A 12,986-nucleotide genomic window follows, 5' to 3' on the forward strand; every position below is an offset into this window, starting at 1 on the left:
TTAAAAATGAATTTATTTATAAAAAGAAATAATAGCCAAACCACCCCAAGTGATTTGGCTAAAAATATCACTTCAAATCTTCGACACGAACACCCAAAGCATCAGCAATTAACGCTTTTTGTTGGTCTGCGTGCATTTTTGGCGAACCTGTCGCTGGTGCTGCTGCCGCTGGGCGTGCAGATGGCGACACAATCGTCAAGCCTTGTGGCACAATGCGATACAGCTCAGGTGCCAAGTAATACCACGCACCTTGGTTCAGCGGCTCTTCTTGCGACCAGATGATTTCTTTTAGATTTGGATACTTGGCAATTTCGTCCAAAATGCGTTGTTCTGGTAGCGGATATAGCTGCTCGATACGCACGATGGCGACATGGTCTTGTCCCAATTTGCGGCGTTGGTCTAGCAAATCGTAGTACACCTTACCACCGCACAAAATCAAGCGAGTAACTTTGCTGTTGTCCATCGCATCAATCTCTGGCAACACCGTCTCAAACTTGCCTTGTGCCAGCTCTTCTAGGTTTGAAGTTGCCAATGGGTGACGCAGCAAGCTCTTTGGTGACATCACAATCAGCGGTTTGCGGATTGGGCGTACCACTTGGCGACGCAACGCATGGAAAATCTGTGCTGGTGTTGTCGGCGTGATGACTTGCATATTGTCTTCGGCACACAGCTGCAAGAATCGCTCTAGGCGTGCTGATGAATGCTCAGGACCTTGACCTTCAAAGCCGTGCGGCAATAGCATGGTCAAGCCACAGACACGCTGCCACTTGGTTTCGCCAGATGAGATGAATTGGTCAATCACCACCTGCGCACCGTTCACAAAGTCACCAAATTGGGCTTCCCAAATAATCAAAGCATTTGGCACTGTTGTGGCATAGCCGTATTCAAACGCCAATACCGCTTCTTCTGACAACAATGAGTTATAAGTGGCAAAGCGTGCTTGATTTGGCGAAATGTGCTGCAACGGAATGTACATACTGCCATCATTCATATTGTACAGCTCAGAATGACGGTGTGAGAAAGTACCACGACCCACATCTTCACCTGTGATACGCACCAGTGAACCTTCGTCAGCTAGGCTGGCATATGCCAAAGTCTCGGCAGCACCCCAGTTAAGCGGCTCTTCGCCAGTTTGCATTGCCAAGCGTTGTTCAACGACTTTTGCCACTTGACGCTGCAAAGTAAAACCTTCTGGAATTTTTGCCATCGCACGGCCGTAGGCTTTGAGTTTTTCGATATCAACGCCAGTTTCCCAGTCGTCTTGCAATTGATGACCCAAATATGGCTTCCAATTGACAAACAGCTCTGTGTTTGGCTCACTGACCAAGCCGCCAGCGACGAACTCACCACGGTCTAGCGACTCACGGTAATTGTCTTCAAATTTGGCTCCTTCTTCGGCGGTGATGATGCCTTCTTTGACCAATTTTTCGACATATTGCGTGCGTGTGGTTGGTAGTTTTTTGATGACGGCATACATCAGCGGCTGAGTGGCTGAAGGCTCATCAGATTCGTTATGACCGTTGCGGCGGTAGCAGAAAATATCCAGTACCACATCTTTGCCAAATTCACGGCGATAATCCACCGCCAACTGGGCAGCAAAGACAACCGCTTCAGGATCGTCGCCATTGACATGTAAAATCGGGGCATGCACCATCTTGGCAACATCGGTACAGTATTCGGTTGAACGAGCATCTTCCATGCGTGATGTGGTAAAGCCCACTTGGTTATTAATCACGATATGCACTGTGCCGCCTGTTCTGTAAGCACGAGTTTGCGACATTTGGAAGGTTTCTTGGTTGACGCCTTGACCAGCAAACGCTGCATCACCATGCACCACAAGCGGCATGACGGTGCTGTTGTCAATATCAAAGCCATAATGCTCTGAGCGGCGAGCTTGGCGTGCACGCACCGAGCCTTGTAGCACTGGCGAGACAATCTCAAGATGCGATGGGTTAAACGCCAAAGCAAGATGCATCTCACCGCCCGGGGTCATTACATTCGATGAAAAACCGTTGTGGTATTTGACATCGCCTGAGCCTTGTACTGGCTGGATTTTGCCGTCAAATTCGTCAAACAAATCGCTTGGATTTTTACCCAAGATATTGACCAATAGGTTTAGGCGGCCACGGTGTGCCATGCCGATAACGACTTCTTTTGAGCCATAACCACCAGCACGCTGCACCATTTCATGCACCGCAGGGATAAAGCTTTCGCCGCCTTCTAGACCAAAGCGTTTGACACCTGTGTATTTGCGAGCCAAATATTTTTCCAAACCTTCGGCAGCGGTCAGACGCTCCAAAATTTCCAATTTTTTGTCTTTGCTAAATTGCAGATGACCGTGGTTAGACTCGATGTAATTTTCGATCCAGCTTTTTTCGGTCGCAGTAAAGACATGCATGTACTCATAGCCGATGCTGCGGCAGTACACACGCTCTAGGATTTCGATGATTTCACGCAGCTTGGCTTCTGGCTTACCAATTGCCAAATCGCTGGTAGGAAATACTGTGTCCAAATCCGCTTCGCTCAAGCCATGGAATTGTAGGCTCAAATCTTCGACTTCTGGGCGTGGGTGTAGCCCTAGCGGATCTAAGTTGGCTTTGCGGTGACCACGGCGGCGATAGGCAGAAATCAATGACGATACTGCCATTTGTTTTGGGTCGCAATCGCCAGTAATCACAGTCGATACGGCTGTCGCTCCTGTTTGGTTGCGTGCCAACAACAAAAACTGCTCTTTGATTGCGTTATGTGGTGCATCGCTATCTTGACGATAATCGGCAAAATAACGCTGCCATTCTTCGCTCACACTTTGGCTGTCCGCCATGTATTGTTCATACAGTGTCTCAACATAGGCTGCACTGTCTGCAGCCAATTCGGTGTTCAAAAACGCCACCTTATCTTTACTGTTTGTCATGTGTCTTTCGCCATTTATTTATTAGAAAAATTGACTGTGTTATGCAAAAAACTGATGCAAATACACAACTTTCCACAAGCATCAAAAATTGACGCACATTACTGCATAGTGTACGCCATTTGAATAAATATAACAAGGGCATGATGTATTTTTGAAACAGAATAATTTATTTAAAAATACCAATTCAACCACCCATTGACAGCGATTTTCGCCATTTAGCTATACTTTAAGCCAATTTACCGACGCCATGCGATTGGTCATACTGGGCATCACGATTGAGTCTAGCCATCAGCCTTGGCTTGTGCAACTGCCATTCGTCCGCCAGCATACTGTACGCCACCGTATCACGAACGCTGCCATCTTTTCGCAAAGCATGATGGCGTAAGATACCGTCTTTTTTGGCTCCCAGCCTTTCGATTGCACGCTGACTGTTGATGTTCAAAATATCCGTACGCCAGCCAACCACAGGGCAGCCCAGCGTCTCAAAAGCGTGCGTCAAAAGCATTACTTTACAAGCGGTATTGACATGCGTTTTTTGAGCGGATTTGGCATACCAAGTGTAGCCGATTTCCACTCGCTTGATGCCATCAATAATGTCATGATAACTGGTACTGCCCAGCACTTTGCCTGTGGTTTCATCAATCACCGCAAAGGCAAATCGGTTACTCATCATCAACGCCGTGTCAATATAATCCTGCACTTGCTCAGGACTTGGAGCGGAAGTAACGATCAGCTCCCACAGCTTGCCATCTTGCACCGCCGCCGCCAAGCCGTCTCGATGCTGACTGCCCAACGGCTCTAGGCGGACACCGCATAAGGACAATTCAACAGGCTTAACCAAAGTTTGCATCGCTTTTCCCAGTTTGTGTTAAATGATGGTAATTTACCAAAAAAACCAATTTATTCAAAAAACCTATCCAAAAATCAAAAAATAAATCAAGCCGTATCCAGCTGGACACGGCTTTTGGATTGGTTAATTTGTCTAAACAATTAGCCCGCTTGGTCAAGTAGCATGCTACGGATATGACCGATGGCTTTGGTTGGGTTTAGACCTTTTGGACAGACGCTCACGCAGTTCATGATACCACGGCAGCGGAACAGGCTAAATGGGTCGTCTAGGCGGGCTAGGCGTGCCTGAGTGTCGGTATCACGGCTGTCGATGATAAAGCGATAGCCATTTAGCAAGGCTGATGGGCCTAGGAATTTTTCAGGGTTCCACCAGAAAGATGGGCATGAAGTTGAGCAGCATGCACATAGGATACACTCATAAAGACCGTTCATTTTTTCACGATCTTCAGGTGATTGCAGACGCTCTTTTGGTGGTGCAGGCTGATTGTTGATCAAATATGGGTGAACTTTTTCGTATTGCTCATAAAATTGGTTCATATCCACAACCAAATCTTTAATCACAGGCAACCCTGGCAATGGGCGAATGGTGATTTTGTTTGGTAGGGTGTTCATATTGATCAGACAAGCCAAGCCGTTCTTGCCGTTGATGTTCATGCCGTCAGAACCACAGATACCTTCACGGCATGAGCGGCGGAAAGTTAGGGTTTCGTCTTCACGCTTTAGGCGTAACAGAACATCAAGCAACATACGGTCTGAATCCAACAGCTCAACGGTGTATGTTTGCATGTATGGGGCTTTGTCTTTGTCTGGGTCGTAGCGATAGATCTCTACGATGCGTGTGCCTCGACTCATTATTTTTCTCCAGTAATTGGTTGGATATGGCTGGCGATACACCAGCCCTCCGATATTTGGCTAATGAAATTAGAAAGTACGGACTCTCGGTTCGCAATAATCAACAGTCAGCGGCTTTCTGCGAACTGGCTTATACACCACCTTGTTACCTTCTGAGTACCATAGGGTGTGTTTCATCCATTCACGGTCGTTACGACCCAATGGGGCTGGTTCATAATCCGCTGGGTGTTCATAATCAACCACCATGTGCGCACCACGGCACTCGTGGCGTAGCGATGCAGAAATCATGGTTGCTTTTGCCACTTCGTACAAGTTCGCCACTTCCAAGGCTTCGATGCGTGCGGTGTTAAATACTTGTGATTTGTCCGCAAGGTGGATTTGATTGACTTTTGGTTCAAGTGCCAAAATACGCTCAACACCTTTATCCATCAGCTCTTGGGTGCGGAATACGCCAGCATGGGCTTGCATGATTTGGCGGATTTCGTCACCGATTTCTTGGGCGTTAAAGCCTTCGGTAGATGCTTGTAGCTTGTCTAGGCGTGCCACGGTAAAGTCAAGCACACGGGGGCTTAGCGGCTTATAAGTGTGGTCGGTGTTGTGGAATTGGTCAAGGATATGCTGACCTGCTGCACGACCAAATACCACCAAGTCAAGCAGTGAGTTTGTGCCTAGGCGGTTAGCACCATGCACCGAAACGCAAGCACATTCACCGATGGCATATAGACCTTTGACAACTTTGCCTTCGGTGTATAGACCTTGCTCGTCCACTGGACCTTCTAGATTTGGTACAGTTACCTGACCATGGATATTGGTTGGGATACCGCCCATCATGTAGTGAATGGTTGGTACAACAGGTACTGGCTCTTTGGTGATGTCCACATTACCGAAGTTTTTGCTGATTTCAAATACCGATGGCAAACGCTTCATCAAGGTCTCAGCACCCAAATGCGTCATGTCCATGACGATGTAGTCGCCATTTGGACCGCAGCCACGGCCTTCTTTGATTTCTTGGTCCATTGAGCGAGAAACGAAGTCACGAGGCGCCAAGTCTTTTAGTGTTGGGGCATAGCGTTCCATAAAGGCTTCGCCATGTTTGTTACGCAAAATCGCACCTTCACCACGGCAGCCTTCGGTCAAAAGCACGCCTGCACCAGCGACACCTGTTGGGTGGAATTGCCAAAATTCCATGTCTTGTAGTGGAATGCCTGCACGCACCGCCATGCCCAAGCCGTCGCCTGTGTTGATGTAGGCATTGGTTGATGCACGGAAAATACGACCAGCACCGCCTGTTGCCAGTACAGTGGTGTGTGCTTGGAATACTGATACATTACCAGTTTCTTGTTCAAGGGCGATAACGCCATTGATGTTGCCGTCGGCATCTTTGATCAGATCAAGAGCGATCCACTCAACGAAAAATTGTGTGCCTTTTTCAAGGTTCTTTTGATATAGCGTGTGCAATAGTGCATGGCCAGTACGGTCAGCGGCTGCACAAGCACGAGGTACAGGTTTTTCGCCGTAGTTTGAGCTATGACCACCGAATGGACGCTGATAAATCGTGCCATCAGCGTTACGGTCAAATGGCATACCCATATGCTCAAGCTCATAAACCACTTTTGGGGCTTCACGGCACATGTATTCGATGGCGTCTTGGTCGCCCAGCCAGTCAGAGCCTTTGACTGTGTCATAAAAATGGAAATGCCAGTTGTCGTTGCTCATGTTGCCCAATGACGCACCGATACCGCCCTGTGCTGCCACGGTGTGCGAGCGAGTTGGGAATACTTTGGTGATGACAGCCACTTTCATGCCGCCATTGACCAGTTGTAGCGATGCACGCATGCCTGAGCCACCGCCGCCAACGATGACAGCGTCAAAGTTTAGCGTTGGGATATTATTAATTGTATTATCTTGGTTTGTTGCCATGTTAGTTCCTAATTATTTCACTTTAGTGTTAATGGTTTGGGTGGCAAAAACTGCCACAGATTTTTGGTCAATTACCAAAAAATCATCACACCCCAAAACAAATACACCAAAACAGCGATAATCACCAATGCTTGAATCACCAAACGCAGACCTGATGATTTGACATAGTCGGTCAATACTGTCCACATACCCACCCATGCGTGGAATACCAAAGACAAAATCGCCACCAAGCTAAACAGCTTCATTGGTAGGCTTAGCATAAAGCCTTGCCATGCTTCAAAATTGACATCATTGAATAGGAAAAAACCTACCACAACAACACTATATACCGCCAATACCACAGCACTCAGACGCTGCAAGACCCAATCACGAGAACCTGAGCCAGTTAAGCCGGTCGCACTTTTAATACCAGAATTATTTCTCATTAGAACATCACCCATACAAACGATGCGACAATCAGTACAGCAGCGACAATAAAGCTAATCACCGCAGCGGTACGCCCAGAATTGAACTCTTCGTTCATACCAAGGTCAGCAAGCAAGTGCTTGATACCCATCACAAAATGATAAGCCGTTGCTGCCACAAAAATCCAAGCCACAAAACGCAAGGCAATATTATCAAAAACAGCAGCAAAACCTTCAGCTGAAGACAAAGAGGTCTGAAGAATACATAACATCACAGGAACGAGCAAAAACAGCACAATCCCAGAAACACGATGCAAAATAGAGGCCATAGCGATTGGTGATTTTGCGTTCACCGCAAGCACTTGGCTTAACGATAGGTTAATCGGTCGGTTGCTTTTCACAGCGGGCATCCTTATCTAATTTACGCCGAAAAATGGCAAGGAGTAGCTGGCTGGCCAAGTAAGTAAAAATTAAATTTGGCAACGGCGGATAAATTCGCCCACCAACTTAATTCACACTCACCACTTATAAAAATCATACTTGCTTATAAGTTCAGCGAGCACCACAAAAAAATACAAATTCCATCACGAACCAGCGGCATTTTTTGACCGTATCAAATCATCGGTGCCAAACTGCCACCGCCAAAAGCCTTAAGATGCAACTGATTATCGTTTAGAAAAATGCGTACAATAAATAATTTAAATTATAAAACGCTTGGTCAATAATTACAAACAAATTCCGACATTTTGTGCAAAATTTCCGTGATTTATTAAAAAAATGGTACAAAAACGGTGGATTTAATTGTTACAAATGGTGTCAGTCGCCCAAAACCACTTGCCAAGCTGTCCAAGGACTTTTAAAATCAATTTTTACATTTTGGATAAATCTTTAAGAAAATTTCGCCAAAACACGAAAAGTGCTTGTAACTTTGTCAAAGTTTTTGTATTATCGAAGATACTCAGATCCATTGAGTACTTCTGCATGATTTACCCGCAGATGTCAATTTATAAAACAACAAGGATGACACATAAGTATGAGCTGATGGCTTAGCTGGCTTGTGTGAAATTTTCGTCTGATTGCATCGTGCATCATCAAGCACCCCAAGGAAGCAGGTGGCTCTTTTTTATGTACTGTGCAAAGCATTCAGGCGTTATCTAACCCCAAATGAGGTCAATTATGTCAAAGAAAGTTACCCTTACGGTCGATGGGACCGAATATGAAATGCCAGTGCTGGAGAGCACGCTTGGTCGCCCTGTGCTTGATGTGAGTGCAATTGCCAAAGCAGGTCTGTGGACTTATGACCCTGGCTTTATGGCAACTGCCCCAGTTGAATCAAAAATCACCTACATTGATGGCGAAAAAGGCGAATTACTACACCGTGGCTATGCCATCGATGAATTGGCATCAAACGCCGACTATCTGGAAGTTTGCTACGCCTTGTTGTACGGCGATTTGCCAAATGCTGAACAAAAACAAGCTTTCTACGCTCGCATCTCTGATCATATGTCCGTGCATGATCAGCTGCGTAAATTCTTTGAAGGTTTCCGCCGTGATGCTCACCCAATGGCGATTATGGTCGGTGTGGTCGGTGCGTTGTCTGCCTTCTACCACAACCATCTGGACATCTCTGATCCTGCACACCGTGATGACACGGCAGTGGATTTGGTAGCTAAGATGCCAACTTTGGCGGCGATGAGCTATAAGTACTCAATCGGCGAACCGTTCATGTATCCACGCAAAGACTTCAGCTATGCCGAAAACTTCCTATACATGATGTTTGCCACACCGGGTGAGCCAAATTACAAGGTCAATCCTGTGCTGGTCAAAGCGATGGACAAAATCTTTACGCTACACGCTGACCACGAACAAAACGCTTCAACTTCTACCGTGCGTCTGGCTGGCTCAACAGGTGCTAACCCTTATGCGTGTATCGCTGCTGGTATCGTCGCCCTATGGGGTCCATCACATGGCGGTGCTAACGAAGCGGTACTAGAAATGCTGGACGAAATCGGCTCTGTTGAACATGTCGAAGAGTTCATGGAAAAAGTCAAACGCAAAGAAGTCAAACTGATGGGCTTTGGTCATCGTGTCTATCGTAACTTTGACCCACGAGCCAAAGTAATGAAAGAGACTTGCGATGAAGTGCTGGGTGCATTGGGCATCAATGATCCTAAGCTAGAGCTTGCCATGAAACTGGAAAAAATCGCCCTAGAAGACCCATACTTTGTTGAGCGTAAGCTGTATCCAAATGTGGACTTCTACTCTGGCATTATCCTAAAAGCCATCGGTATCCCAACTTCAATGTTTACCGTAATCTTTGCCTTGGCTCGTACGGTAGGCTGGATCAGCCACTGGACAGAAATGCACTCTGAACCATTCAAAATCGGTCGTCCACGCCAGCGCTACACTGGTGCAACACACCGTCCATTTGTTAAACTTGAAGACCGCAAATAATTTATTTGGTAATTCAAACAAAATTCCTTCAGTTCGCTGGGGGAATTTTTTTATTTTTAGCTTGTGCTTTTAGCTTGTGCTTTTAGCTTGTGGCTTTTAGAACTTTTAGCTTTTGATTGTTTTATTACCCAAAATAAGCAACTCACAGGTCAATCGCATGGGTGAATAAAAACAAAACCTGCCAAAGACATTCGGCAGGTTTTGTTTTGATGGTGAGCAGATTAAGACTTGCCCAAGCCAGCTTGTTGTAATAACGCCCCAAAGCTGCCCATAGTTTTTGCAGGTTTTGGTTTGTTGGCGGATTTGGCAGGCTTTTTATCGCCAGCCTTACGCTCAAACTTACCGCCTGCTTTGCCGTCTTTGGCTTTTGGCGATTTGTCCTTGGCAGACTTTTGGTTATCGGCTTTGGCACGGTCGCTTTTCATACTAAAGCCGATGCGTCCCCGAGCTTCATCAACCAAAATCACTCGCACCGTGACAATGTCTTGTGGCTTGACCACGGTGGCAGGATTTTCGACATAATCGTCCGACAGCTCAGAGATATGCACCAATCCGTCTTGATGCACACCAACATCAACAAAGCAGCCAAAGGCGGTCACATTAGTTACCACACCTTCAAGCACCATGCCGATTTGTAAGTCTTTGATTTCATTGACATCATCACGGAATTTGGCGGTGCGAAACTCGCCACGGGGATCGTGTGCTGGCTTGACAAGCTCAGCAAGCACGGTAGCAAGCTGACTAAAGCTGTCGCTGCTGTCATTGAGCGACTTTGCCAGCGTCTCGTTGCCCAGCACTTCGTCCAGTGGCTTATTGTGCTTGGTCAATATCTCATAAACCAAGCCATAGCTCTCAGGGTGTACACCTGTGGCGTCCAGTGGCTCATCGCCGTCCTTAATACGCAAAAAACCTGCCGACTGCTCAAAGGTCTTCACGCCTAAGCGTGGGACATTTTTTAGCTGCTCACGATTGGTAAATGCCCCATTGACACGGCGATATTCAACGATTTGTTGTGCCACATTTTTATTCAATCCAGAAATGTGTGCCAAAATCGCCGCACTTGCGGTATTAACATCGACACCGACGGCATTGACGCAGTCTTCGGTAACTTTATCCAGACTGATTTCAAGCTCGGTTTGATTGACATCGTGTTGATATTGACCAACACCGATGGCTTTTGGCTCAACCTTGACCAGCTCGGACAAAGGATCTTGTAAGCGGCGAGCGATGGATACCGCACCACGCACCGACACATCCAGATCAGGCAGCTCGTTAGAAGCGATTTCGCTGGCGGAGTACACCGACGCCCCTGCTTCGGACACCACCAACGCCGTCGCTGGCAATGACGCATCACGAATGACGGATTTGACCAAGTTTTCGGTCTCTCGGCTGGCAGTACCGTTGCCGATGGCCACCAGTTGCACCTGATACTCACGGATCAGATCTGCGATACGCAAACGAGCCTGCTCAAGCTGATTGTGTGGATTAAACGGATACACCGTCTCAGTTGCCAGCACTTCGCCAGTGCTGTCAATGACCGCCATTTTGACGCCGTGGCGAATCCCCGGATCGACACCCAAAATCACCTTACGCCCAGCAGGGGCAACCATCAATAGATGCTTAAGGTTTTCGGCAAAAACAGCGATGGCATCAGACTCTGCTGCCAAGCGACGCTCGGTCAATAGGCGATGCTCAATCTGCGGCCGCCATTTGACTGACCACAGTTTTTTGGCGGTGTCGGTCAAAAACTCACCATTTGCCGCCTGCCTATCAACAGCAAAATGGCTGATGATGGCATCAATAAACGGCTCATCTTCGCCATCAACATGCAGCACCAGCACATTTTGCTGACGGCCACGCAGCATCGCCAACAAACGATGGTTGGACAACTTAGCAAAAGGCTCGCTATGCTCAAAATAATCCTTGAATTTTTCGCCAACTTCTCGCTTTTCTTCGCCAATCAGCACCGAACGAATGCTGGCGGTGGCATTAAAGCCAGTACGCACCTTATCAAGCAAATCCAACGCCGTCGCCCACTCGTCCAAAACAATCGCCTGCACGCCTGCCAATTGCTTATCAAAACTGGCAAAATCCGCCTCAAACACTTCGCCTGACTCATCGGTCAGTGTCTGGGGAGCGACAAAACCTGCCAGTGCCTCGCTGGGGTTTGTCCCTGCCAAAACTGCCTCGGCAATCGCCCCAAGCCCTGCCAATTTTGCTTTGGCAGCGACCGAGCGGCGGCGTGGGCGATACGGCTGATAAATCTCTTCAAGCTCAATCTTGCTGGCAGCATCATTGACACGCTGGGCAAGCTCATCGCTTAGGGCATTTTGAGCGGTCAATAAATCCAAAATCTTTTGGCGGCGAGCTGCCAATTCTCGCTCAGCAATGAGTGATTTTTCAAGTTTACGCAAAATTTCATCGTCCAAGCCGCCAGTCTGCTCTTTGCGATAGCGAGCGATAAACGGCACGCTGGCACCTTCATCAAGCAATTTGGCAAAGGCTTCAATCTGCGATGCTCTGACGGCGTGCGTACTGGCAAGTTTGGTATAGATGGCATGCTGGTCGATGCCAACATCAATCTCGGTGGTCGGATATGTCATAGTACTTCTTTTGATTACGCCAAATGGCAGGGAAAGATTTGCCCATTATAGCAAGTTTCGCCAAAAATACCAAAACCTAACACACCAAGCTGTGCCCAAATTTATCCACGCCAGTCAGAGAAAATCTGAGCCAAATTGGCAGAATGTGGTATGATAAGGAAAATTAACATAAAAACAGTTACATTTTTTTGTGCAATATTGTACACTAATCAGATAATAATCAATCCAAATGAGCATAACATAAGGATAATCGTATGACAGAAACTTTAGACAACATGACGCACCGCATTTTGGTGGTCGATGACGATGCTCGCCTGCGTACGCTGTTGCAGCGTTTTTTGGAAGATGATGGCTATGTGGTGCGTGTGGCACATGACGGCAAGCAGATGGATAAGCTGATTGCTCGTGAGATGTTTTCGCTGATTGTGCTGGATTTGATGCTGCCTGATGAAGATGGCATCGCCATTTGTAAGCGTCTGCGTGCCGAAAATTCGGGCATTCCCATCATCATGCTGACCGCCAAAGGTTCGGACGCTGACCGCATCGCAGGGCTAGAAGCCGGTGCTGATGATTATCTGCCCAAGCCATTTAACCCAAAAGAACTCTTGGCACGCATCAAAGCGGTGCTACGCCGCCACAACCGTGAGCTGCCCGGCGCTCCCAGCCAGCAGGTTGAAGTGGTGGATTTTGGCCCTTGGACGCTGGATTTATCGACACGCACGCTCAGACGAGACGGCAATGTCGTTACCCTAACCACTGGCGAATTTAGCGTACTAAAAGCCCTAGTCCAGCACCCCCGTGAGCCGCTGACTCGTGATAAGCTGATGAATCTGGCTCGTGGTCGTGAATGGGGTGCGATGGAACGCTCTATCGATGTGCAAGTCTCTCGCTTGCGTCGCTTAATCGAAGACAATCCATCACAAGCACGCTATATCCAGACGGTCTGGGGCGTGGGCTATGTGTTCGTGCCAGACGGTGCCGAAGGCTAATGCC

At 47.5% G+C, this 12,986-nt stretch carries 9 protein-coding genes; 2 read left to right on the forward strand and 7 right to left on the reverse strand.

Translation table 11 applies throughout. The features are described 5' to 3' along the window. Nucleotides 1–67 precede the first annotated feature (67 nt). From ACFBZI_RS03330 to sdhC, 6 genes are all read right to left on the reverse strand, one after another. Entirely contained in the window at nucleotides 68–2,911 is a 2,844-nt protein-coding gene (locus ACFBZI_RS03330; protein ID WP_375715018.1) for a 2-oxoglutarate dehydrogenase E1 component, read from the reverse strand. A gap of 226 nt (nucleotides 2,912–3,137) precedes the next feature. After that, entirely contained in the window at nucleotides 3,138–3,761 is a 624-nt protein-coding gene (locus tag ACFBZI_RS03335; protein WP_375715019.1) for a GNAT family N-acetyltransferase, read from the reverse strand. Between the two features lie 140 nt (nucleotides 3,762–3,901). Then, entirely contained in the window at nucleotides 3,902–4,612 is a 711-nt protein-coding gene (locus ACFBZI_RS03340) for a succinate dehydrogenase iron-sulfur subunit (protein WP_375715020.1), read from the reverse strand. Between the two features lie 69 nt (nucleotides 4,613–4,681). Continuing rightward, nucleotides 4,682–6,532, reverse strand: a complete 1,851-nt coding sequence (gene sdhA, locus ACFBZI_RS03345; RefSeq protein ID WP_375715021.1) for a succinate dehydrogenase flavoprotein subunit — start codon at nucleotides 6,530–6,532, stop codon at nucleotides 4,682–4,684. A gap of 71 nt (nucleotides 6,533–6,603) precedes the next feature. Further along, the gene (sdhD, locus tag ACFBZI_RS03350) at nucleotides 6,604–6,939 is read right to left on the reverse strand and encodes a succinate dehydrogenase, hydrophobic membrane anchor protein (RefSeq protein WP_375716305.1); all 336 of its coding nucleotides are present in this window, start codon (nucleotides 6,937–6,939) and stop codon (nucleotides 6,604–6,606) included. Nucleotides 6,940–6,956: 17 nt separating this feature from the next. After that, nucleotides 6,957–7,346 carry a succinate dehydrogenase, cytochrome b556 subunit gene (gene sdhC / locus ACFBZI_RS03355; protein ID WP_375715022.1) on the reverse strand — a complete coding sequence of 130 codons (390 nt, stop codon included), beginning with the start codon at nucleotides 7,344–7,346 and terminating at the stop codon, nucleotides 6,957–6,959. Nucleotides 7,347–8,100: 754 nt separating this feature from the next. Here sdhC and gltA point away from each other — a divergent pair. Next, nucleotides 8,101–9,390: a citrate synthase gene (gene gltA, locus ACFBZI_RS03360; RefSeq protein ID WP_375715023.1), complete on the forward strand. Its 1,290-nt coding sequence runs from the start codon at nucleotides 8,101–8,103 to the stop codon at nucleotides 9,388–9,390. A 221-nt stretch (nucleotides 9,391–9,611) separates the two neighbouring features. On the opposite strand, the gene ACFBZI_RS03365 is transcribed toward gltA, so the two are convergent. Continuing rightward, the gene (locus ACFBZI_RS03365) at nucleotides 9,612–11,993 is read right to left on the reverse strand and encodes a helix-hairpin-helix domain-containing protein (protein ID WP_375715024.1); all 2,382 of its coding nucleotides are present in this window, start codon (nucleotides 11,991–11,993) and stop codon (nucleotides 9,612–9,614) included. A 254-nt stretch (nucleotides 11,994–12,247) separates the two neighbouring features. Here ACFBZI_RS03365 and ompR point away from each other — a divergent pair, with 254 nt between their 5' ends. Then, complete coding sequence (ompR, locus tag ACFBZI_RS03370; protein ID WP_375715025.1) at nucleotides 12,248–12,982, forward strand: osmolarity response regulator transcription factor OmpR; 735 nt, start codon at nucleotides 12,248–12,250, stop codon at nucleotides 12,980–12,982. The last annotated feature ends 4 nt before the right edge of the window (nucleotides 12,983–12,986 follow it).

This window comes from Moraxella marmotae (genome assembly GCF_042219885.1).
Lineage (GTDB): Bacteria > Pseudomonadota > Gammaproteobacteria > Pseudomonadales > Moraxellaceae > Moraxella > Moraxella marmotae.